The following is a 23,261-nucleotide window of genomic DNA, read 5'->3' on the forward strand; positions in this document are numbered from 1 at the left end:
TCAGCCGGTGAACTTCAGGTCGGTGATGGCCTGCTTGTAACCGGCGTTGCTGTAGTTGTCGCCCTGCGCGTAGGGAAGGGCGGTGAACCACACCAGCACGTACCGGCTCTTCACCGGCTTGGCGACCGTCACCTTGGCCGAGGTGCCCGCGGTCCTCACCGACCCCAGCTTCGTCATCGACGTGATCGGAACGGACGAGCTCATGGAATCGGTGCCGTACAGCGTGACCGTCGTGTGGTTGCCGCCGAACAGAAGCCCTATCGACGCGCCGGAGACCTCCTGCGCGGAGCCGAGGTCGTAGACGATGCCGACGCCCGGCTTGAAGGCCGGGTTCATGTCCGGGCCGTCCTTGTAGCTGGCGGTGCGCCAGTACGTGGAGCTGTCGTTGTCGTACGTCTTCCCGACGTCGCCCGGGTGCTGGGCGTCGCCCTTGGCGACGTACTCCTGAGCGCTCTGGATCTTGAGGGTCCGGACCGGCTTGGTCTTGCCGCTGTTCTTGTCGTTGCCGTCGGTCGTCTGGGTCTTGTTGGTGTCGTCGTTCTTGCTGCCGTTGTCCATGAGGACCTCGGCGAGCTGCCAACTGCCCAGACCCAGCGCGGCGATGAGGAGCGCCGAGACGGCCCACTTCAGCGCCTTGCCGGTGCGGCTCTGAAGGGGCGCCGGAGGAGCCGGGACCGGCTGGGTGACACCCGGGTGCGGCGCCGGCCGGCCGTACGTGCCCTGCTGGTAGGTCGTGCGCTGGTACTCCGGCGGCGCGGTGAACGTCGGCTCCGGCGGCCGGATGCGGGGCATCTCGCCGATCGCCTTCACCAGTTCCTCCGGCGTCGTGCACGCCGACTCGTGCCGGGAGGCGGTCGCCCCGTCGTTGGCGAGGGCCCGCATGGACAGCTCGGACAGGCCGCGGTGGACACCGGCCCGCACCTGGTCGGGTGCGATCAGGCCGACGTCCTTGGGCAGCCCCGACAGCCCGTAGGCGTCGCTCTCGTACGGCCAGCGCTGGGTGAGCGCCGCGTACAGCAGAGCGCCGACTGCCTCGGTGTCGGTGCGCTGCGGGGTCTCGGAACTGATGCCGCGCAGGGCGGCGTTGACGGCGAGTCCGCGGATGCGCCACTGGCCGCTCGACGTCCGCAGCACGGCGTTGGGGTTCAGGCGCAGATGGGCCAGGCCCTCGCGGTGCGCCGCGGCCATGGCGGCGGCGATCTGGCTGACCATCTGGTAGGCGTCGTACGGCTCCAGCGGCCCGGAGGCGAGGAGCGTGGTCATCTCGGTGGCGTCGGGCAACCACTCGTGGACGACGTAGACGAGGTCGTTCTCCTCGACGGCGTCGAGGACCTGGACGAAGCGCGGGTCGCCGAGCAGCGCCGCGGAGCGGGCGGCCGCGAGAACGGATCGTGCCCGCGCGTGGTCCGCGGGCAGGATGTGAACCCCGACGGCGCGACGCAGTTTCTCGTCGACGGCCCGCCAACTGCTGAATCCGTCCAGACGGGTGACGCACTCCTCGAGCCGGTACCGTCTGGCGAGCTTGTGCCCGCTGTGCAGCTCGGGCGTCGAGGCCTTCCCGGAACCCTCGGTCCCGCCACTCCCCTGTGCCTCGTCGATGTCCGTGTCCCGCTCCCGGTTCTGGGCCACCCCGTCGGCCGTGGACTGGTCCGCCTCCGCGGTCAGCGGCTTGTCGCCGCTGTTGTCTGCCACGTCGACGGCAGCCGTGCTCCGTTCCGCCACCGTCGTCCCTGCCTCCCCATCCATCGCGCGCCGACCGACTTCCGTGCGCGCCGTCCGACGCCGAAACCAATTGTGCCCACAGTCCGCCGCTATGCACGACACGCGGTGGCGGACGATGGTTGTGCGCGTACCCCCGCGTCAGCGCCCCAGACGCCCGCGGACCATGCCGACCAGTGAGTTCAGTTCCTCGATCCGCATCTTGCGGGCGGCGACGAAGAAGACTCCGAGCAGAACCGCCCCGCCGACCAGCATCGCCGCGAAGGATCCCACGACGCCCTGGCCGAGCGTGTGGCCGATCCCGTAGCAGACCGCGCCGCTGAGGGCGGCGGCCGGCACCGAGGCGATGCAGAGCCTGGCGTACGTCCGCAGCACGCGGGCGCCGTCCAGGTCGCCGCCCAGGCGCTTGCGCAGCCGGTTCCAGGCCACTCCGACGCCGATCGCGTAGGCCAGACCGTACGCGCAGGCCATGCCGGCGACGGCCCAGCGGGCCGGCAGCACGAGGTAACACAGCGCCGAGGCGCCCGCGTTGACCGCGGCCACGATGACCGTGTTGTAGAACGGCGTCCGGGTGTCCTCGTAGGCGTAGAAGGCGCGCAGGACGACATACTGCACCGAGTACGGGATCAGGCCGAGGCCGAAGGCCATCAGCATGTAGCCCATGTTGGTGGCGGCGCCGGTGCCCGAGGTGCCGAAGATGAGCGTGCACATCGGGATGCCGAGGGCCAGGAACCCGAAGGCGATCGGCACGATGGCCACGGCCGTGGTGCGCAGGCCCTGGGAGATGTCGTCGCGGACCGCGCCCTTGTCGCCCTCGGCCGCCGAACGCGAGATGCGCGGCAGCAGGGCCGCCATCAGGGACACGGTGATGATCGCCTGCGGAAGGCCCCAGATGAGCTGGGCGTTGGCGTAGGCGCTGAAGCCGGTGCCGGCGATGTTCGTGTCCTTCACGGCCGCCGTCGCCAGCTGCGTGACGACCAGGGCGCCCGCCTGGTTGGCGAGGACGAACAGCACCGTCCACTTGGCGAGCATCGCGGCCTTGCCGAGGCCGTGGCCCTTCCAGTCGAAGCGCAGGCGCAGCCGGAACCCGGTCTCGCGCAGGTAGGGGATCATCGCCAGGGCCTGGACGACCAGTCCGAGGAGAACGCCGATCCCGAGGAGCCGCTGGCCCTCCGGCGGGATGCTCGTGACCGTGATGTTCGAGTGCGCGGACGTGCCGTACACCCAGAGGAACATGCCCAGCGTCACGATGATGACGATGTTGTTGAGGACCGGCGTCCACATCATCGCGCCGAACTTGCCGCGGGCGTTGAGGATCTGGCCCATCACCACATGGATGCCCATGAAGAAGATGGAGGGCAGGAAGTAGCGGGTGAAGGTGACGGCGACCTCGTTGGCCGCCGGGTCGCCCGCGACGTTCACCGAGAGCACCCGCACCAGCACCGGCGCCGCGAGGACCGCGACCGCGGTGAGCGCCGCGAGAGCGACGATCACCAGCGTCAGCAGCCGGTTGGCGAAGGCCTCGCCGCCGTCGTCGTCCTCCTTCATGGCCCGCACGAGCTGAGGCACGAAGACCGAGTTGAGACCGCCGCCGACGGTGAGGATGTAGATCATCGTCGGCAGCTGGTAGGCGACCTGGAAGGTGTCACCGAGAAGAGCCGTGCCCAGCGCGGAGACGATCAGCGCCGAGCGGATGAAGCCGGTGAGGCGGGAGACCATCGTGCCCGCCGCCATCACGGCGCTGGACTTGAGCAGACCGCCGGCCTTCCCGCCCTTCTTCGCGGCGGGGGCGGGCGCGGGGACCTCGGGGGCCACGACGGGCACGGCACCCAGGTTCAACGTCTGATCGGCCCCGGGGGTGGGGGCGAGGTTCATGGTCTGCTCGCCCGCGGGCGCCGGAGCAGTCGGCTGCGCGTACTGCGCCGCCGGAGCCTGCCCGCCGGGGGCGCTGGCAGGTCCGGGCACCGACGGCGGATCCGTCGGACGCCCGCTGCCCTGCTGCTGGTCCCGGAAGAGGTGCGCGAACGCGTCCGGCTCGTGGCGCTCCTCGCCGGCCTCGGTCACCAGGTCGTCGACGCCCACGTACTGGGCGGTGCGCCGGTTGTCGCCGTAGGGGAGGTACTGGGTCGCGCCGTCCGGCTCGGGAGCCGGGGTCTGGGCCCACACCTGCGGGTCCGGGGCGTACGCCGACTGGGGCGGGCGGCCGTACTGCGGCTGCTGCGGCTCGTACGTGCCGGGGGGCGGCGGGGGGTGCGCGGCGCGGTCGTAGAGGGCCTCGGCGACCGGGTCCTGGGCGGCGAGGTCCTGCGCCCGGTAGGGGTCCTGGTCGTAGGCGTCCTGCAGGTACGCGTCGGCGGGCGGCTGCGGCGGCACCTGGCCGGGCTCGGGCGGCGGGCCCTCGGGGTGCCCCGAGCTGCCCACGGCCTGGCCGCGGTCACCGTCGTACGGCGCGTTCATGGTTACCCCACCTCATCGTCCCGGGCCCACCGGCCACGACATCGCTCAACGGTCCACTCTCTCACCCGTGGCGGAGGGGTCCGTGCTTTCCACCGCGGTGTCCGGTGTCGGGTCACTCGGCTGCTGCGGGTCGCCTGCCCGGGCATCGGTGCCGGACTCCTCCGTGAGACGTGCCGCGGGGCTCTCCGGGTTCTCCGGTTCCGCGTTCTCCTCGCCCGGCTCGTCGTCGGGCCCGTTCTCCCCGGCCTGGCGGGCGGCCCGCTTGCGCTGCGTGTACATACGGAAGCCGGCCAGGACCAGCAGGAGGAAGCCGCCGCCGATGACCAGCATGACGGTCGCCGTGAACTCGGTGACCTTCACGTCGAAGCTGACGGGGTCGCCGTACTTCTGACCGTCCTGCGTGTACAGCTGGGCGACCACGGTGGCCTGGCCGTTGGCCTTGGCCGTCGTGGTGAACTTCACCGTCTGGCTGTGGCCGCCGGAGACGGTGATCGGCTGCTCGTCGAAGGCGTAGTCGCCGATCTTGAGGCGGTTGGGGCTGGTCGAGGTGAGGCGCAGCACCAGGTGCTGGACGCCCTGCACGAGGTTGTTCCGGACGGTCACCGGGATCGTGGCGCTGCGTCCGGACAGCTTGGTGTCGGACTTGTCGATCAGTTCGACCTGACGGGTCAGCTCGCCGAGGTGGTTCTCCACACTGCTGCGGAAATCCTCCGCGGCGCTCGCGCGACCTCGCCACGAGGTGGACATGTCGCGGTTCATGGCCCGCCCGAAGGGGGTCACCACGCGCGAGTCGTTGGTCAGGATCACCTTGAAGTTGCCGAGGGTGTCCTGCGTCCGCGCGATCTGCTCGAAGGCGGAGCGCGGCAGCTCCTGCCTGCGCAGCGCGGACGGATAGGCGGAGGCCGACGGCAGCCTGGTGGTGGCGCCCGGATCCGGCTTGGCCTTGGCGGCCGCGGAGAGCTTCTGGGTCCGCGACCAGTTCCCGCTCTGCAGGGCCGACAGCGCGTCCGCCATCGCCTGCGCCTGGGAGGTGGTGGGCATGCGCTGCGGTGCCACGACGATGCTGCGCTGCTTGTCCGACTGGGCGTTGAGCGCCAGGCTCTGGGCCAGGAACCGCTGCACGGCGAGCGTGGAGGAGGAAGCCGTCGTCAGATCGCCCTGGAAGGCCGTCGACAGCCGTGCGTCCGCGACGACCGCCGTGGTGCCCCCGCCGATCGGACGGGCCGCGGAGGGCGTGTAGGGCAGGCCGCCGGTCTCCTGGAGGCTGTCGCTGCGGACGATCACCTTGTCGGCGCCCGCCGAGGTGGCGACCTTGACGATCGACGGGTCGACCGCGCCGTCCACGGGCCAGGCGAAGTCCGTGGCGGGCGTCACGTGCAGCACGGTCCTGACCGTGGTGGCCGCCACGTCGGTGGCCTCGTTCAGGTGGCTCAGGGAGCCGGTGACTCCGGTGCCGTTGTGCGCCAGGGACGCGAGGTCCGGGTCGGCGAAGGGCAGAGCGACGACCTCCTGGTCCGCCACCGCCTTCTGCAGCTCGTCGAGCCACCGCTTGGCGACCGCCTGGTGGGTCCCGACCGTGGTGGTGCCGTCCTCGTTCTTGATCTTGTAGCTGCGCGCCATCGCGTCGACGGAGGCGATCAGGTCGGGGTCGAGCACCCAGGTGACGTCGAGACCCTCGCCGAGGGTCAGCATCTCGTCCAGGCGGCCGCCGGGGGAGATCTCCTTGGCGAGGTCGTCGTTGAGGAAGACCGGCGTCTGCTGGTCGTTCGGGCCCGTCTCGGCGGTCAGGTGGACGGTGGAGACGAGCGGCCACAGGAAGGTCGTCTTCGTCTTCGTGTCCGCCCCCTCGGCCTGCCAGGGGAGGAAGGTCCGCTGGACGCCGAGGGTCTGGACCCAGGGCTGGGCGGTGGTCTGCCCGGACAGCGCGACGGCGAACTGGTAGATCCCGTCACCGCCGAGGTCGAGCTTGTCGACCGGCACCGAGATGCTGAAGTGCTCGGCGACCCCCGGAGTGAGCTTGGCGAACTTCTCGGCGTACTTGCCGCCGACCTCGGGGCCGCTCGCGCCCTGCACGCTGTCGCTGCTGCGGGCGATGTCGTCGATGCCCGAGCGCGTGCTGATCTCGGGGCCCACCCGCAGCCCCACGTGGGCGCCGGTGACCGGTTGCTTGCCGTTGTTGGTCACTGTGCCGGAGACGGTCAGCGTGTCGCCGTCCGTGGGCGCGGAGGGACTGAGGGAGTCCAGGGCCACGGACACCGAGCCGGCGCCGGAGGCGTCCCGTGCAGAGGTCTGCGTGGCCGCGCCCGCGGGCAGCTGCAGCAGACCTGCCAGTAGGGGCGCTCCGGCGAGCAGTGCTCCGGAGCGCCGCAGCCACCGGCGGGCAGGTGAGGGAGTGGTCCCCTGGAAGTCTGCCGCTTCGGCCACGCGCTCGCCCGTCCCTCGTCGTCGTCAGTGGTCGTCGCAATGTGCGTCCACGCATGGTAACGATGCGCGCTGAGGGTAAGTGCCGCGGTCTGCTCCGCAAGATCGGCAAGGGGCGGCGGTACGTCCTATATGTTGCTGTATCGAGCGGTGCCGTGTCTTACCTCACGAGCACCGCTCTTGAGCAGGTATGACAGCAGACGCCCCGGCCGGGTTGTGCGCATTCAATGGAGGCGCCCCGGGTCCCCTTGGACACGTACTCTCTTCTGTTGTGCCGAACGCCAACGAAGACAACCCCCGTGCCCAGAGTGAGGTGCCGCCCCGCATGTCGAGTGAGCAGCTGTCGGTGGCCCCCGTCGCCGACGACCTCGCCCGTCGCTTCCAGGAGGCCGGGTTCTCGCTCGCCCTGGTCGGCGGCTCGGTCCGGGACGCGTTGCTCGGCCGGCTCGGCAACGACCTCGACTTCACGACCGACGCCCGGCCCGAGGACGTCCTGAAGATCGTCCGGCCCTGGGCGGATGCCGTCTGGGAGGTCGGCATCGCCTTCGGCACCGTCGGCGCGCAGAAGGACGGCTTCCAGATCGAGGTGACGACCTACCGGTCGGAGGCCTACGACCGGACGTCGCGCAAGCCCGAGGTGTCGTACGGCGACTCCATCGAGGAGGACCTCGTCCGACGGGACTTCACGGTGAACGCGATGGCCCTCGCGCTCCCGGAGAAGACGTTCATCGACCCGCACGAGGGGCGCGCCGACCTGGCGAGGCGCCTGCTGCGCACGCCGGGCACCCCCGAGGCGTCGTTCTCCGACGACCCGCTGCGGATGATGCGGGCCGCGCGGTTCGCCGCGCAGCTGGACTTCGAGGTGGCTCCCGAGGTCGTGACGGCCATGAAGGAGATGGCCGGACGCATCGAGATCGTGTCGGCCGAGCGGGTGCGGGACGAGCTGAACAAGCTGATCCTCTCCGCGAACCCGCGCAAGGGCCTGACGCTGCTCGTCGACACCGGTCTCGCGGACCACGTGCTGCCCGAGCTCCCGGCCCTGCGCCTGGAGAGCGACGAGCACCACCGTCACAAGGACGTGTACGAGCACACGCTCATCGTCCTGGAGCAGGCGATCGCCCTGGAGGAGGACGGGCCCGACCTGACCCTGCGCCTGGCCGCGCTCCTGCACGACATCGGCAAGCCCCGCACGCGCCGGTTCGAGAAGGACGGACGGGTCTCGTTCCACCACCACGAGGTGGTCGGGGCGAAGATGACGAAGAAGCGGATGACCGCCCTCAAGTACTCCAACGAACTGGTGAAGGACGTCTCCCGTCTGGTCGAACTCCACCTGCGCTTCCACGGATACGGCACCGGCGAGTGGACGGACTCCGCCGTCCGCCGGTACGTCCGTGATGCCGGCCCGCTCCTCGGCCGTCTCCACAAGCTCACGCGCTCCGACTGCACGACCCGCAACAAGCGGAAGGCGGCGGCGCTCTCCCGCGCCTACGACGGCCTGGAGGAGCGCATCGCCCAGCTCCAGGAGCAGGAGGAACTGGACGCGATCCGCCCGGACCTCGACGGCAACCAGATCATGCAGATCCTCGGAGTCGAACCGGGTCCCGTCATCGGCCAGGCGTACAAGCACATGCTGGAACTGCGTCTGGAAAACGGCCCCATGGACGAGGAGAGCGCCACCCGGGCGCTCAAGGAGTGGTGGGCCGAGCAGAGCTGAGGCCGCGAAAAAGGGGTCATGTTTCACGTGAAACATGACCCCGGGGATGTGCCGAGGGGCGGTGTTTCACGTGAAACACCGCCCCTCGCTCTGTCCGGCCTACTTCTTGTAGTCCTTCAGGCAGAGCAGGAAGTCGCTACCGTCACCGCTCTGGGTGTAGGAGTACTGGAAGTCCTTCGCAGCGGCCGTGCACTTCGACTCGGCCTCGACCGAGGAGTACTTGCCGCTGATCTTGGCCAGCACCACGAACTGGGCCTTCGAGTCAGTGCACTTCACGACCTCGAGGTCCGGGTTGTTGTCGTTGGTGCTGCCGCGGTGCATGCAGTCGCCGACCTTGGCCGTGTCGGCGTCGTCCTGGCCGGATATGAACTTGTACGCGCCGAAGCCCAGGGCGACGACGATGACCAGGATGATCCGGATCGCCTTGAAGCTGAGCTTGCGGCTGCGCTGCGGGGGAACCGGCGCGTAGGGCGCGGTGGGGAACCCGGGCTGACCCGCCTGCTGCGGGTAGCCGCCCTGGGGCGGGTACGGAGCCTGGCCCTGCGGCGCGGCCGGCGGCTGCTGTCCCTGTGCGAACGGGTTCTGACCCTGGGGCGGAGTGGACACGGTGGGTTCCCCCTGGAGAGTTGGTGAACGCTCTGTATAAGAGCGGCGTAAGACCCAGGTAAGTTACCGGCCGCCACTGACACTCCTGTCACCGGGAGGGACTCTGTGGCCTTGATGTGACACTTACCGGAGACCAAAGCGGGCCATAGTCACCGCAACCGCCCCGTAGATGAGGGCGACCGCGATGACCAGCGCCGTTGAGCGACCGTCCGGCGGCAGCATCAGGGCGGCCACCGCGGCGGCACCCACGAAGGCGACGTTGAACAGGACGTCGTAGACGGAGAAGATCCGGCCGCGGAAGCCGTCGTCGACCGAGGACTGCACCACGGTGTCGGTCGCGATCTTCGCTCCCTGCGTGGTCAGTCCGAGGACGAACGTCGCGACCAGCATCGGGCCGGTGGCGAACGGGAGGCCGAGAGCGGGCTCCAGGATCGCCGCCGCGCCGGCGCAGACGACGATCCAGCGGCCCGGGCCGAGCCGCCCCGCCGCCCAGGGCGTCAGCACCGCCGCCGCGAAGAAGCCGGCGGCGGAGGTCCCCAACGCCAGCCCCAGCAGCCGCAGACCCTCCTCGGCGGTCGAGGAGAAGGCGTACCGGCACAGCATCAGCAGCGTCACCAGCAGGGCCCCGTAGCAGAACCGCATCAGGGTCATCGCGAGGAGCGCCCAGGCCGCCTCCCGGCGCGGTGGGGCGGCGAGGTGGCGTACCGCTCCGGCCAGGTCGCGTGCGGTGCCGGTGAGCGCCGCGGCCAGCCGGGGCTGCACCAACTCCGGATCGGGGCCCAGCTGTTCGCGCCCCAGCCGGAGGGCCGCCAGCGCACCGCACAGATACAGCAGCGCGCCCAGCAGCACCACGGCGGCGTCGGAGTCGGCCACCACCAGGCGTACGACGAAGGCGAGCCCGCCACCGGCGGCCGCGGCGAGGGTGCCGGCGGTCGGGGAGAGGGAGTTCGCCAGCACGAGCCGTTCGGCGTCCACGACACGGGGGAGGGCGGCGGACAGGCCCGCCAGGACGAAGCGGTTGACGGCGGTGACCGACAGGGCGGAGGCGTAGAAGAGCCACTCCGGGGCGTGACCGAGAATCAGCACAGCCGTCGCGGAGGCCATCAGGGCCCGCAGCAGATTGCCGTAGAGGAAGACCTGGCGGCGGCGCCAGCGGTCCAGGAGGACGCCGGCGAAGGGGCCCACCAGGGAGTACGGCAGAAGTAGGACCGCCATGGCGGAGGCGATCGCGGCGGCCGAGGTCTGCTTCTCCGGTGAGAAGACGACGTAGGCGGCGAGCGCGACCTGGTAGACGCCGTCCGCGCCCTGGGAGAGCAGCCGTACGGCGAGCAGGCGCCGGAAGTACCGGAGGCGGAGCAGGACGCGCAGGTCACGGACGACGGGCATGGGGCACAGCCTCACACAGGGAAGGGTCCCCGGGTGGAGTACCCGGGGACCCTTCAAGCCCTGGCAGGAGCGTTTTCAGTGCGGGGGGCGCGTGGTCAGCGCTCGACCTCTCCCCTGATGAACTTCTCGACGTTCTCGCGGGCCTCGTCGTCGAAGTACTGCACCGGCGGGGACTTCATGAAGTACGAGGACGCCGACAGGATCGGGCCGCCGATGCCGCGGTCCTTGGCGATCTTCGCGGCGCGCAGCGCGTCGATGATGACGCCCGCCGAGTTCGGGGAGTCCCAGACCTCGAGCTTGTACTCCAGGTTCAGCGGGACGTCACCGAAGGCGCGGCCCTCGAGGCGGACGTAGGCCCACTTGCGGTCGTCCAGCCAGGCCACGTAGTCGGACGGGCCGATGTGGACGTTCTTCTCGCCGAGGTCCCGGTCGGGGATCTGGGAGGTGACGGCCTGCGTCTTGGAGATCTTCTTGGACTCCAGGCGCTCGCGCTCGAGCATGTTCTTGAAGTCCATGTTGCCGCCGACGTTCAGCTGCATGGTGCGGTCCAGGATGACACCGCGGTCCTCGAACAGCTTCGCCATGACGCGGTGCGTGATGGTGGCGCCGACCTGGGACTTGATGTCGTCACCGACGATCGGGACGCCCGCCTCGGTGAACTTGTCCGCCCATTCCTTGGTGCCGGCGATGAAGACCGGAAGGGCGTTGACGAAGGCGACCTTGGCGTCGATGGCGCACTGGGCGTAGAACTTCGCCGCGTCCTCGGAACCCACCGGCAGGTAGCAGACCAGGACGTCGACCTGCTTGTCCTTGAGGACCTGGACGATGTCGACCGGCTCGGCCTCGGACTCCTCGATGGTCTCGCGGTAGTACTTGCCGAGACCGTCGAGGGTGTGGCCGCGCTGCACCGTGACGCCGGTGGAGGGCACGTCGCAGATCTTGATGGTGTTGTTCTCGGAGGCGCCGATCGCGTCCGCGAGGTCGAGGCCGACCTTCTTGGCGTCGACGTCGAACGCGGCGACGAACTCCACGTCGCGCACGTGGTAGTCACCGAACTGCACGTGCATCAGGCCGGGGACCTTCGACGCCGGGTCGGCGTCCTTGTAGTACTCGACTCCCTGCACCAGCGACGCGGCGCAGTTGCCCACGCCGACGACGGCTACGCGAACCGAACCCATTCCGGCTGCTCCCTGTGTGTACGAGTGAGGCCCTGACTGGGCGCTCACGTGGCGGTGTCGCCGGGCGTATCCGCGCCGGGGGTGTCCCCGGAACGGGGCAGGCCGCCCGTCGATCCATGTGTGGTGTCCTGCTGAGCGGTCCCCCCGGAGCCGGAACCGCGGAGGTCCCGTCCGGCCCGCTCGCTCTCGATGAGCTCGTTCAGCCAGCGCACTTCGCGCTCCACGGACTCCATCCCGTGGCGCTGTAGCTCAAGCGTGTAGTCGTCGAGTCGTTCCCGGGTGCGGGCGAAGGAGGTGCGCATCTTCTCCAGGCGCTCCTCCAGCCGGCTGCGCCGGCCTTCCAGCACCCGCACGCGGACGTCGCGCGACGTCTGTCCGAAGAAGGCGAACCGGGCGGCGAAGTGCTCGTCCTCGTACGCGTCCGGACCGGTCTGCGAGAGCAGCTCCTCGAAGTGCTCCTTACCTTCCGCCGTCAACCGATAGACGATCTTGGCGCGACGTCCTGTGAGCGATGCGGCGAGCGCGTCCTCCGAAGAGGTCCCCGGCTCCTCGATCAACCAGCCGTTGGCGACCAGCGTCTTGAGGCAGGGGTACAGCGTTCCGTAGCTGAACGCACGGAACACACCCAGTGAGGTGTTGAGCCGTTTGCGCAGCTCGTAGCCGTGCATCGGGGACTCGCGGAGCAGGCCGAGTACGGCGAACTCGAGAATCCCGGAACGCCGGCTCATCCGCTCGCCTCCTCGCTTTATCTCGCTCCGATGTATCGACTCGATACATCATGACGATAGAACGGCCTTCCCCGTGCGACAAGTGGGGGGACGGTGAACGGGATCACATCACTTATTCATCCGAGGCAAGTTGCCTGATTTGGGATGAACTTGTGTGCTCGGCGGGTTTTGACGGTGCGTAGTCTGTGCGCCATGCACACCACCGGGAGCCAAGTGACGTACGGGGGCGTCGGCGTCCCGGAGTCGGTACGGATGAATGCGGGATCGACCACATCCGTACTTCGGGGGGACCGGAAACCAGCCGCCGTTTCCAGGCGCGCACGGGTGCGCCTGCCCGAGGAGTAGTCGTTCGATGAGCGAGCACCGTCGCAAACCGCCGCAGCCGCAGGGAGGCGGACGTGCCGCGGCCCGACGCGGCCAGTCCGGCTCGTCCTCCGGCCGCCGCGCGGCACCGCGAGGCGCCACCGGGTCCCCGGCCGATTACGGGCTGGGACAGCAGCCGGCCGAGGAGGAGCGGTCGTACAGCGGCCGCGCCGATGCCCGGCGTGCGGCACAGAGAAGTACGGGCAATCGCCGCAGGGCGCCCGAGCCCGCCCGCGGAGGTCGACGCGGTGCGCCGCCCGGCGGGCCGGGGGGCCCTGGCCGGGGCAGGGGCCGCGCGGCCCCTCCCGGCAAGAAGCGGATCATCGACTATCCGCGCGCGGGCAAGTACGGGGCGGCGCGGTGGATGCCGTCCTGGAAGCTTGTGGCCGGCCTGTTCATCGGCTTCATCGGCAGCCTGGTCGCCGTCGCCGGCGTCGGCTACGCGCTCGTGAGCATTCCCGACCCGGCCAAGACCGCGACCGCGCAGAACAACGTCTTCTACTGGTCCGACAAGAGCGAGATGGTCGCCACCGGTGGTGAGACCAACCGGCAGATCGTCAACATCTCCCAGATCCCGAAGGCGATGCAGCACGCCGTCGTCTCCCAGGAGAACAAGACCTTCTACACCGACAGCGGCGTCGATCCCAAGGGCATCGCCCGCGCCGTGTTCAACATGGCCCGGGGCGGCAACACGCAGGGTGGCTCGACCATCACCCAGCAGTACGTGAAGAACGCCCGCCTGGACGACCAGTCGCAGACGCTCACGCGGAAGTTCAAGGAGATCTTCATCTCCATAAAGGTGGGTGCCACGGTCTCCAAGGAGGAGATCATGGCCGGCTACCTCAACTCCGCGTACTACGGGCGCAACGCCTACGGCATCCAGGCGGCCGCTCGCGCCTACTTCAACAAGGACTCCGTCGACCTGAACCCCGGCGAGTGCGCCTTCCTGGCGGCGATGCTCAAGGGCGCCACGTACTACGACCCCGCGGGCGCGATCTCCATCGACCCAGCGGCCACGCCGGACGCCAACCGCAGGCGTGCTCTGGCGCAGATGCAGGACACCCTCGACAAGATGGTCGAGTACCACTACCTGACCCCGACGGACCGGGCCAAGTACACCAAGCTCCCCGCGGTGAAGAACCCTCGGTCCAACACCCAGCTCAGCGGCCAGATCGGCTATCTCGTCGACCTCGCCAAGGCGTACCTGGTCAACAACAAGATCATCAGCGCCGACAAGCTGCAGCAGGGCGGCTACTCGATCTACACGACCTTCGACAAGAAGAAGGTCAACCAGCTCAAGGCCGCTGTCCAGAACGTCCAGAAGACCAACATCAAGCCCAAGCAACGCCCGAAGACGGACACCCACGTCCAGTTCGGCGGTGCCTCGGTGGATCCGGCGACCGGCGCCATCCGGGCCATCTACGGCGGTGAGGACGCGACCAAGCACTTCACGGACAACGCCGACTCGACCGGTGCCCAGGTCGGTTCGACCTTCAAGCCGTTCGTGCTCGCCGCGGCCATGAAGTGGGGTGTGCGCAACCCCGACGGCCCCGCGGAGCAGCCGCAGGACGAACGCACCCAGGTCTCGCCGAAGAGCCTCTACAGCGGCAAGAACAAGCTCAAGATCAAGGAGTACAACGGCGACTTCTGGAAGGACGACAAGGGCAAGGAGTGGCTCCAGACCAATGACGGCAACGAGTCGCTGGGCAATCCGCCGAACTACCAGATCGACCTCCGTCAGGCGATGCAGTTCTCCGTGAACTCCGCCTATGTCCAGCTGGGCATGGACGTCGGCCTGGACAAGGTCAAGGAGTCCGCGATGGACGCGGGCATCCTGAAGGGCAGCCTCGCCGGCACCAACTTCCCCTCGTTCTCCATCGGTATCTCCGACCCCAGCGCGATCCGCATGGCCGGCGCGTACGCCACCTTCGCGGCCAGCGGCGAGCAGCGCGACCCGTACTCGGTGCAGAAGGTCACGAGCAAGGACGGCGAGGTCTTCAACCACAAGGTCGTCACCGACCAGGCGTTCACGCCGCAGGTCGCCGACAACGTCACGGACGTCCTGAAGACCGTGGTCGACAAGGGAACCGGTACCAGCGCCCGGCTGACGGGTCGGCAGGTGGCCGGCAAGACCGGTACCACGGACGGCAACAAGTCCGCCTGGTTCGTGGGCTACACCCCGCAGCTGTCCACCGCGATCACCATGTTCCGGCTGGACGACAACGAGAAGAACAAGCAGCGTGAGTTCCTGGAGATGTACGGAACGGGAGGCCAGGAGAAGATCCACGGTGCCTCGTTCCCGGCCGAGATCTGGCACGACTACATGGAGCAGGCCCTGAAGGGCTCGCCGCCGAAGGACTTCCCGACGCCGGAGCCCATCGGTGAGATCGTCAACGACGTGCCCAGCCCGACGCCGAGCGTCACGCCGAGTCAGACCACGGCGAGCCCGACGCCGAGTCCGACCCCCAGCGAGACGCTGACCAGCCCGTCGCCCTCGCCGACGGAGTCCTGCAAGTTCAGCTGGCAGTGCAGCACCAACGGCGGCACGAACACCGGCGGGACGGACGGAGGTGTCACCTCGTCGCCGACGGCGACCGACACGACCGGGACCGGGAGTACGAGAGGAAACGGCAACGGGGGCCTCTTCGGAGGCACAGGCGGTTAGCCGCCAAAACGCCCAGCACGGGTGTTTCACGTGAAACACGCATATGTGTTTCACGTGAAACAGGGGCCGCCGCACCTGAGAGGGTGAGGCGGCCCTCGGCGTATTCCCAGACATGTACGGCAGGATGTGCGACATGCCCAGCGCAGAATCGACGCAAGCGAGCGTGCACGAGCAGGACACGGTGCGTCCGACTCGGGAGGACCCGATCGCCCGGTCCGGCAGTGAGCTGATCGGCGGCCCTCTCGGCCGGCGGGCCCTGCTCGGGATGTCCTGGTGGACCCCCGTCCGGGTCGTCGCGCTCGTCGCGATCGGCATGTTCGCCCTCGGAATGATCCAGAAGGCGCCCTGCTACAACAGTGCCTGGTTCTTCGGCGCCAGCTCGCAGTACACGAAGGCCTGCTACTCCGACATCCCGCACCTCTATCAGGGACGCGGCTTCGCCGACGGGCTCGTGCCGTACTTCGACAAGCTCTCCGGCGACATGCCGTACCTCGAATACCCGGTGCTGACCGGCGTGTTCATGGAGGTCGCCGCATGGCTCACACCGGGCAGCGGCAGCATCCAGGACCAGGAGCAGTGGTACTGGATGGTCAACGCCGGGATGCTGATGGTCTGCGCGGCGGTCATCGCGGTCTGCGTGGCCCGGACGCAGGCCCGCCGGCCCTGGGACGGTCTGCTGGTCGCCCTGGCGCCCGCCTTCGTGCTGACCGCCACCATCAACTGGGACCTGCTGGCGGTCGCTCTGACGGCCGCGGCGATGCTGATGTGGTCCCGGGGCCGCTCCCTGGCCTTCGGCGTCCTCTTGGGCCTTGCCACGGCCGCCAAGCTGTATCCCGTGTTCCTGCTGGGCCCACTGTTCTTGCTGTGCTGGCGGGCGGGCAAGTGGCGGGACTTCGGCAAGGCGCTGGGCGGCGCGGTCGTCTCCTGGCTCGTGGTGAACGGGCCGGTGATGTACTTCGCCTGGGACGGCTGGTGGCAGTTCTACAAGTTCAGCCACGACCGGGGCGTGGACTTCGGGTCCTTCTGGCTGATCCTGGCCCAGCACTCGACCGACCCGCTGTCCACCGACACGGTCAACAACATCGCCACCTCACTGGTGGTGCTCGGCTGCGTCGGTATCGCGGTGCTCACCATGACGGCTCCCCGCCGGCCGCGCTTCGCCCAGCTCGCGTTCCTGATCGTCGCGGTGTTCATCGTCACCAACAAGGTCTACTCGCCGCAGTACGTCCTGTGGCTCGTCCCGCTGGCCGTCCTGGCCCGCCCCAAGTGGCGGGACTTCCTGATCTGGCAGGCGTGCGAGGTCGTGTACTACCTCGGGATCTGGATGTACCTCGCGTACACGACCAGCGGGGACGCCCACAAGGGACTGCCCGAGGTCGGCTACCAATGGGCGATCGGCGTCCATCTGCTGGGGACGGTCTACCTGTGCGCCGTCGTCGTACGCGACATCCTCATGCCGGAGCGGGACGTCGTGCGCAGGGCGGGGGACGACGACCCCTCAGGGGGCGTGCTGGACGGCGCGGAGGACGTCTTCGTGGTCGGTGCCGGGGCCCATCCCCCGCGGCACGCGGCCCACTTCGAGGGGCCGCAGGTGGAGTGGGGCGGTCAGGGAACGGCGTCCCCGACGGACGGTTCGCTCTGAGCGAACAGCCTCCGAAGGCCCAGGTGAAAGGCCGTACACGAAGTGCTCGTGTACGGCCTTTCAGGTGCTCAGGAGTTCTTGCTCAGCGGTCGACGATCCGGTCGAACTGCGTGGTGGTGTGCCGCAGATGGGCCACCAGCTCCTCCCCGACCTTCGGCTCGGGCGCGTCCGACGGCACGAACAGGATGGAGACCTGCATGTGCGGCGGCTCGGCGAACCAGCGCTGCTTGCCCGCCCAGACGAACGGAGAAAGGTTCCGGTTCACCGTGGCCAGGCCGGCCCTCGCGACGCCCTTGGCGCGCGGCATGACGCCGTGCAGCGCCTTCGGGGCCTCCAGGCCCACCCCGTGCGACGTACCGCCCGCCACGACCACCAGGAAGCCGTCGGAGGCCGCCTTCTGCTGGCGGTAGCCGAACCGGTCGCCCTTGGCGACACGCGTGACGTCCAGGACCGCCCCGCGGTACTCGGTCGCCTCGTGGTCCCCCAGCCACAGCCGGGTGCCGATCCGGGCGCGGAAACGGGTCTGCGGGAACTGCTGCTGCAGCCGGTGCAGTTCGTCGGCCTTGAGGTGGCTGACGAACATCGTGTGCAACGGCAGCCGTGCCGCGCGCAGATGGTCCATCCAGCCGATGACCTCCTCGACGGCGTCCGAGCCGTCCGTGCGGTCCAGCGGCAGGTGGATGGCGAAGCCTTCGAGGCGCACGTTCTCTATGGCGGCGTGCAGCTGCGGGAGCTCCTGGGCGCTGATGCCGTGGCGCTTCATCGAGGACATCACCTCGATGACCACCCGGGCGCCCACGAGGCCGTACACGCCGTCGATGGACGACACCGAGCGGATGACCCGGTCCGGCAGCGGCACGGGCTCCTCGCCGCGCCGGTAGGGCGTCAGCACCAGCAGGTCCCCGCCGAAGAAGTCCTTGATGCGCGCGGCCTCGTACGTCGTGCCGACGGCGAGGACGTCCGAGCCCAGCCGCGTGGCCTCCTCCGCCAGCCGCTCGTGCCCGAAGCCGTAGCCGTTGCCCTTGCAGACCGGGACGAGACCCGGGAACTGCTCCTGCACCTGCTTGTGGTGCGCCCGCCAGCGCGCGGTGTCGACGTAGAGCGTGAGCGCCATGGCCGGACCTGGAACCTTTCTGGTGGCTGCGGTGTCGCAGAGGTATGGGAGCTATTGAAGCGAAGGACGCGGCCTCAGCGGCGCGACACGGGGATTCAGCGGCGTGACATGTAGATGTCGAGCGCCTTGTGGAGCAGCTTGTTGAGCGGGAAGTCCCACTCGCCGAGGTACTCGGCGGCCTGGCCGCCCGTGCCCACCTTGAACTGGATCAGGCCGAAGAGGTGGTCGGTCTCGTCCAGCGAGTCGGAGATGCCGCGCAGGTCGTAGACCGTGGCGCCGAGCGCGTAGGCGTCGCGCAGCATCCGCCACTGCATGGCGTTGGAGGGGCGGACCTCGCGGCCGATGTTGTCGGAGGCGCCGTAGGAGTACCAGACGTGCCCGCCGACGATCAGCATGGTGGCCGCCGAAAGGTTCACGCCGTTGTGCCGGGCGAAGTACAGCCGCATGCGGTTGGGGTCCTCGCTGTTGAGGGCCGTCCACATGCGCTGGAAGTACGACAGCGGGCGCGGCCGGAAGTGGTCGCGCACGGCCGTGATCTCGTACAGCCGCTGCCACTCCTCGAGGTCCTGGTAGCCACCCTGGACGACCTCGACACCGGCCTTCTCGGCCTTCTTGATGTTGCGGCGCCAGAGCTGGTTGAAGTTCTTGTGGACCTCTTCCAGGGAGCGGTTGGCCAGCGGCACCTGGAAGACGTAGCGGGGCTGGACGTCACCGAAGCCGGCGCCGCCGTCCTCGCCCTGCTGCCAGCCCATGCGGCGCAGCTTGTCGGCCACCTCGAAGGCGCGCGGCTCGATGAAGTCGGCCTCGATGTCCCGCAGCCGCTTCACGTCCGGGTTCTGGATGCCCTGCTTGATGGAGTTGGCGTCCCAGCGGCGGATGATCACCGGCGGGCCCATCTTCACCGAGAAGGCGCCCTGGTGCTTGAGGTGGGCGAGCATCGGTTCTAGCCACTCGGTCAGGTTCGGCGCGAACCAGTTGATGACCGGGCCCTCGGGCAGATAGGCGAGGTAGCGCTTGATCTTCGGCAGCTGGCGGTAGAGGACGAGACCCGCGCCGACCATCTCACCGGTCCGCTCGTCGAACCACCCCAGGCTCTCGGACCGCCACTCGGCCTTGACGTCGGCCCAGGCCGGGACCTGCATGTGGCTCGCCGACGGCAGGCTCTGGATGTACGCCAGATGCTGCTCGCGGCTGATCGTCCTCAGGGTCAGGCTCATGTCGGGGCGCTCCTCGGGCTGGTGTGTCCCCATGGGTACAGGGGCTCCGGCTCTGGGGCCGAAGCCTACTGCGCCTTGCGCGCGCCCCGGCTGGGCGTACGGAACCCACGCCCCGGCTCATGGGCCGCCGGGGCGTTCCGTCGTGCTTTGTGTCGAGTTGCGGGGACGGTGTCCCAGGCGTCAGCCGCCGATGATCCCGCCGAAGAGGCCGCCGTGCGCCATGCCGAGGAAGAAGCCGACTCCGGAGGCACCGAGACCCAGGATGAGTCCGAAGCGCTCGCGTGTCGTCTCCGAGATCCACTGGCCGTACGCACCGGTGAGGATGCCCACCAGGCCGGCCCAGGAGGCCAGCAGGTGCAGATGATCGAAGAAGCCCGTCACGAACGCCGTCACACCGAGCACCAGGGTGACCGCCAGCAGCGTGTCCTGGATGGGGTGGGACTTTCCGTCCGTGGCGAAGAGGCCTCCGGCGGTGTTGGGTCGCAATGCCTGTGCCATGGGGCACCTCCTGCGAAAGGCGGCGCATCGTAGCGCCATACACACCCGATGTGTACAGACTGACGGTCCCCCGGGCCGGATTTCAACCGGAAGCCGGTGTACGGGTAGTCTGTACCGTCTGCATTGGTGTCTGCCCAGGCCCGATCGGGTAAACCGCGAGGTCACCCCCGATTGTCAGTGGCGGCCGATACCGTTGCGTACGCATCACGACCCTCCTGCCACGGAACGACCGTGGCCGCTGAGTCCAAAGGAGGTGGGTTCCACATGCGTCACTACGAGGTGATGGTCATCCTCGACCCCGATCTGGAGGAGCGCGCTGTCGCCCCCCTGATCGAGAACTTCCTCTCCGTCGTCCGTGAGGGCAACGGCAAGGTCGAGAAGGTCGACACCTGGGGCCGTCGTCGTCTCTCGTACGAGATCAAGAAGAAGCCCGAGGGCATCTACTCGGTCATCGACCTGCAGGCCGAGCCTGCGGTCGTCAAGGAGCTCGACCGCCAGATGAACCTGAACGAGTCGGTCCTCCGGACCAAGGTCCTCCGCCCCGAGACCCACTGAGCTTCCGCTCAGCCGATCTCGGGATTCGAGTAGCAGCACAAGCAGCCAGCAGCAAACCCGCCGAGAGGTTCCCCCATGGCAGGCGAGACCGTCATCACGGTCGTCGGCAATCTTGTCGATGACCCCGAGCTGCGCTTCACCCCTTCCGGTGCGGCGGTCGCGAAGTTCCGTGTCGCGTCCACCCCCCGCACCTTCGACCGTCAGACGAACGAGTGGAAGGACGGCGAGAGCCTCTTTCTGACCTGCTCGGTCTGGCGTCAGGCGGCGGAGAACGTCGCCGAATCGCTCCAGCGAGGCATGCGCGTCATCGTGCAGGGCCGGCTGAAGCAGCGGTCCTACGAGGACCGTGAGGGTGTCAAGCGCACGGTCTACGAACTGGACGTCGAGGAAGTCGGCGCCAGCCTGCGCAACGCCACGGCCAAGGTCACCAAGACCGCCGGCCGCGGTGGGCAGGGCCAGGGTGGTTACGGCGGCGGTGGCGGCCAGGGTGGCGGCAGCTGGGGCGGTGGCTCCGGTGGCGGCCAGCAGGGCGGCGGCGGTGCTCCCGCCGACGACCCGTGGGCGACCGGCGCTCCCGCCGGTGGCCAGCAGGGCGGCGGCGGTGGCTGGGGTGGAAACTCCGGCGGCGGTGGCGGCGGCTACTCGGACGAGCCCCCCTTCTAGACCTTCGGGTCCGGATCTCCGGACCTGGCGGGTCGAGGGCGGGTCGTTACCCAAACTTCTTGATCACACAGGAGATACACCATGGCGAAGCCGCCTGTGCGCAAGCCGAAGAAGAAGGTCTGCGCTTTCTGCAAGGACAAGGTCACGTACGTGGACTACAAGGACACGAACATGCTGCGGAAGTTCATTTCCGACCGCGGCAAGATCCGTGCCCGCCGCGTGACCGGCAACTGCACGCAGCACCAGCGTGACGTCGCCACGGCCGTCAAGAACAGCCGTGAGATGGCGCTGCTGCCCTACACGTCCACCGCGCGCTAAGGAAAGGGTGACCTACACATGAAGATCATCCTGACCCACGAGGTCTCCGGCCTCGGTGCCGCGGGCGATGTCGTCGACGTCAAGGACGGCTACGCTCGCAACTACCTGATCCCGCGGAAGTTCGCGATCCGCTGGACCAAGGGTGGCGAGAAGGACGTCGAGCAGATCCGTCGTGCTCGCAAGATCCACGAGATCCAGACCATCGAGCAGGCCAACCAGGTCAAGGGTCAGCTCGAGGCCGTCAAGGTCCGTCTGGCCGTCCGCTCCGGCGACGCCGGTCGTCTCTTCGGTTCCGTCACCCCGGCCGACATCGCTTCCGCGATCAAGGCTTCCGGTGGCCCCGAGGTCGACAAGCGCCGCATCGAGCTGACCTCTCCCATCAAGACCCTGGGCGCCCACGAGACGTCCGTGCGTCTGCACCCCGAGGTTGCCGCCAAGGTCAACATCGAGGTCGTCGCGGCCTGACGCCGTGCTCGGCTCGAGCAGCTTCGGCTGACGAGCCTTCGGCTGACAAGCTGAGAAGGGGCCGTACCTGTGAGGTACGGCCCCTTCTGCATGCTCGTGATGTTTCACGTGAAACGGTCAGTCCGGCCGACCCTGCGATGTTTCACGTGAAACCGTCAGCGGGTCGCCCCGGTCACCAGCCAGCGCCCGGAGCGGGCTCGCAGCCACAAGGTCAGCATCCGCACCGTCATCATCAGCGTCATGGCGGCCCACAGAGCGGTCAGTCCACCGCCCAGTACGGGGACGAGCAAGGCGGCCGGGGTGAAGATCGCCAGCGTGACCAGCATGGCCTTCGCCAGATAGGGCCCGTCTCCCGCGCCCATCAGAACGCCGTCGAGAACGAAGACGACCCCGCAGATGGGCTGCGAGAGCGCCACGATCACCAGAGCGGGCAGAGCGACGTCCTTCACCGCGGAGTCACTGGTGAACAGGGGCAGGAAGACCGGCCTGGCCAGGACGACCACCAGACCGAGGACGACGCCGACCGCCACGCCCCACTCCACCATGCGACGGCACGCCTGGCGGGCACCCTCGGCATCGTCCGCGCCGAGATAGCGTCCGATGATCGCCTGGCCGGCGATGGCGATGGCATCGAGGGCGAAGGCGAGCAGGCTCCACAGGGAGAGGGCGATCTGATGGGCCGCGATGTCGGCGTCCCCGAGACGGGCGGCGACGGCGGTGGCGATCATCAGGATCGCCCGCAGCGAGAGCGTGCGCACCAGCAGAGGTGCGCCGGCCTGGGCCGAGGCCCTGATGCCGGCGGAGTCGGGCCGCAGGGAGGCTCCGTGTCTGCGCGCTCCGCGGACGACCACCACCAGGTACACGGCTGCCATCCCGCACTGCGCGATCACCGTGCCCCAGGCGGAGCCGGCGATACCGAGGCCGACGCCGTAGACGAGGCCCACGTTGAGGGCGGCGTTGGCGACGAAGCCCGCGACGGCGACGTAGAGGGGGGTCTTCGTGTCCTGCAGTCCCCGGAGGACACCGGTCGAGGCGAGGACGACGAGCATGGCCGGAATGCCGAGGGCCGAGATCCGCAGGTAGGTGGTCGCGTAGGGAGCCGCCGTGTGGGAGGCGCCGAAGAGGTCCACGAGGGCGGGCGCCGTGGGCAGGACGACAGTGATCACGAGGGCGCCGAGGAGGATCGCCAGCCAGATTCCGTCCATGCCCTGGCGGATGGCCGCCGGGAGATCGCCTGCGCCGACGCGTCGCGCGACCGCTGCCGTGGTGGCGTAGGCGAGGAAGACGAAGACGCTGACCGCGGTGGTGAGGAGGGCCGACGCCACCCCGAGACCGGCAAGCTGAGCCGTGCCGAGATGGCCGACGATCGCACTGTCGGCCATGACGAAGAGAGGCTCCGCCACCAGGGCGCCGAAGGCCGGGACGGCCAGGGTGACGATCTCGCGGTCGTGCTGTCGTCGGGTGTCCCTGGGAGTCACGGGCGCCTGTGTCATGTGCACCAATGTAATCGTCCACAGGTAAGAGATGCAAAGCGTCAGTGACCATTACCTAC

Annotated in this window: 18 protein-coding genes; 7 read left to right on the forward strand and 11 right to left on the reverse strand. The window is 68.9% G+C overall.

The window, feature by feature from the left end:
• The 3 genes from M8J74_RS07135 to M8J74_RS07145 form a co-directional block, all read right to left on the reverse strand.
• Complete coding sequence (locus M8J74_RS07135) at nt 1-1,722, reverse strand: protein kinase family protein (protein ID WP_249835597.1); 1,722 nt, start codon at nt 1,720-1,722, stop codon at nt 1-3.
• Between the two features lie 138 nt (nt 1,723-1,860).
• Nucleotides 1,861-4,176 (reverse strand): murein biosynthesis integral membrane protein MurJ, encoded by a 2,316-nt coding sequence (murJ, locus tag M8J74_RS07140; protein ID WP_249835598.1) that lies wholly within the window; start codon nt 4,174-4,176, stop codon nt 1,861-1,863.
• Between the two features lie 45 nt (nt 4,177-4,221).
• Nucleotides 4,222-6,600, reverse strand: a complete 2,379-nt coding sequence (locus M8J74_RS07145) for a DUF6049 family protein (RefSeq protein WP_249835599.1) — start codon at nt 6,598-6,600, stop codon at nt 4,222-4,224.
• A 268-nt stretch (nt 6,601-6,868) separates the two neighbouring features.
• Between M8J74_RS07145 and M8J74_RS07150 the strand changes: the two genes are divergently transcribed.
• Nucleotides 6,869-8,311 carry a CCA tRNA nucleotidyltransferase gene (locus M8J74_RS07150; RefSeq protein ID WP_249835600.1) on the forward strand — a complete coding sequence of 481 codons (1,443 nt, stop codon included), beginning with the start codon at nt 6,869-6,871 and terminating at the stop codon, nt 8,309-8,311.
• Nucleotides 8,312-8,410: 99 nt separating this feature from the next.
• On the opposite strand, the gene M8J74_RS07155 is transcribed toward M8J74_RS07150, so the two are convergent.
• The 4 genes from M8J74_RS07155 to M8J74_RS07170 all read right to left on the reverse strand — a co-directional run bounded on the left by M8J74_RS07155 (nt 8,411) and on the right by M8J74_RS07170 (nt 12,209).
• Complete coding sequence (locus M8J74_RS07155; RefSeq protein WP_249835601.1) at nt 8,411-8,917, reverse strand: LppU/SCO3897 family protein; 507 nt, start codon at nt 8,915-8,917, stop codon at nt 8,411-8,413.
• A gap of 123 nt (nt 8,918-9,040) precedes the next feature.
• On the reverse strand, nt 9,041-10,303 hold the full coding sequence (locus M8J74_RS07160; RefSeq protein WP_249835602.1) for an MFS transporter: 1,263 nt from the start codon (nt 10,301-10,303) through the stop codon (nt 9,041-9,043).
• A 95-nt stretch (nt 10,304-10,398) separates the two neighbouring features.
• A complete protein-coding gene (locus M8J74_RS07165; protein ID WP_249835603.1) occupies nt 10,399-11,481 on the reverse strand; it encodes an inositol-3-phosphate synthase in 1,083 nt (360 codons plus the stop codon).
• Nucleotides 11,482-11,525: 44 nt separating this feature from the next.
• Complete coding sequence (locus M8J74_RS07170) at nt 11,526-12,209, reverse strand: PadR family transcriptional regulator (RefSeq protein WP_249835604.1); 684 nt, start codon at nt 12,207-12,209, stop codon at nt 11,526-11,528.
• Between the two features lie 352 nt (nt 12,210-12,561).
• On the opposite strand from M8J74_RS07170, the gene M8J74_RS07175 reads away from it, so the two are divergent.
• Together M8J74_RS07175 and M8J74_RS07180 are read left to right on the forward strand one after the other, a co-directional pair.
• Nucleotides 12,562-15,237 carry a transglycosylase domain-containing protein gene (locus tag M8J74_RS07175; RefSeq protein ID WP_249835605.1) on the forward strand — a complete coding sequence of 892 codons (2,676 nt, stop codon included), beginning with the start codon at nt 12,562-12,564 and terminating at the stop codon, nt 15,235-15,237.
• Nucleotides 15,238-15,370: 133 nt separating this feature from the next.
• The gene (locus tag M8J74_RS07180) at nt 15,371-16,879 is read left to right on the forward strand and encodes a glycosyltransferase family 87 protein (RefSeq protein WP_249835606.1); all 1,509 of its coding nucleotides are present in this window, start codon (nt 15,371-15,373) and stop codon (nt 16,877-16,879) included.
• Between the two features lie 82 nt (nt 16,880-16,961).
• Here M8J74_RS07180 and M8J74_RS07185 read toward each other — a convergent pair whose 3' ends face one another.
• From M8J74_RS07185 to M8J74_RS07195, 3 genes are all read right to left on the reverse strand, one after another.
• Nucleotides 16,962-17,993: an alanine racemase gene (locus M8J74_RS07185; RefSeq protein WP_058924320.1), complete on the reverse strand. Its 1,032-nt coding sequence runs from the start codon at nt 17,991-17,993 to the stop codon at nt 16,962-16,964.
• Nucleotides 17,994-18,088: 95 nt separating this feature from the next.
• Nucleotides 18,089-19,210, reverse strand: a complete 1,122-nt coding sequence (femX, locus tag M8J74_RS07190) for a peptidoglycan bridge formation glycyltransferase FemX (RefSeq protein WP_249835607.1) — start codon at nt 19,208-19,210, stop codon at nt 18,089-18,091.
• A 180-nt stretch (nt 19,211-19,390) separates the two neighbouring features.
• Entirely contained in the window at nt 19,391-19,708 is a 318-nt protein-coding gene (locus M8J74_RS07195) for a hypothetical protein (protein ID WP_249835608.1), read from the reverse strand.
• A 264-nt stretch (nt 19,709-19,972) separates the two neighbouring features.
• Here M8J74_RS07195 and rpsF point away from each other — a divergent pair, with 264 nt between their 5' ends.
• The 4 genes from rpsF (at nt 19,973) to rplI (ending at nt 21,709) form a co-directional block, all read left to right on the forward strand.
• Nucleotides 19,973-20,263: a 30S ribosomal protein S6 gene (rpsF, locus tag M8J74_RS07200; protein ID WP_005482942.1), complete on the forward strand. Its 291-nt coding sequence runs from the start codon at nt 19,973-19,975 to the stop codon at nt 20,261-20,263.
• A 75-nt stretch (nt 20,264-20,338) separates the two neighbouring features.
• Nucleotides 20,339-20,926: a single-stranded DNA-binding protein gene (locus M8J74_RS07205; protein WP_249835609.1), complete on the forward strand. Its 588-nt coding sequence runs from the start codon at nt 20,339-20,341 to the stop codon at nt 20,924-20,926.
• A gap of 81 nt (nt 20,927-21,007) precedes the next feature.
• Nucleotides 21,008-21,244: a 30S ribosomal protein S18 gene (gene rpsR / locus M8J74_RS07210; RefSeq protein ID WP_003949403.1), complete on the forward strand. Its 237-nt coding sequence runs from the start codon at nt 21,008-21,010 to the stop codon at nt 21,242-21,244.
• Between the two features lie 18 nt (nt 21,245-21,262).
• Nucleotides 21,263-21,709 carry a 50S ribosomal protein L9 gene (gene rplI / locus M8J74_RS07215; RefSeq protein ID WP_058924324.1) on the forward strand — a complete coding sequence of 149 codons (447 nt, stop codon included), beginning with the start codon at nt 21,263-21,265 and terminating at the stop codon, nt 21,707-21,709.
• 155 nt (nt 21,710-21,864) lie between these two features.
• Here the strand turns inward: rplI and M8J74_RS07220 are convergent, their stop codons facing one another.
• Complete coding sequence (locus M8J74_RS07220; RefSeq protein ID WP_249835610.1) at nt 21,865-23,202, reverse strand: MATE family efflux transporter; 1,338 nt, start codon at nt 23,200-23,202, stop codon at nt 21,865-21,867.
• Nucleotides 23,203-23,261: the final 59 nt, after the last annotated feature.

This window comes from Streptomyces panaciradicis, assembly GCF_023516615.1.
Classification (GTDB): Bacteria; Actinomycetota; Actinomycetes; order Streptomycetales; family Streptomycetaceae; genus Streptomyces; species Streptomyces panaciradicis.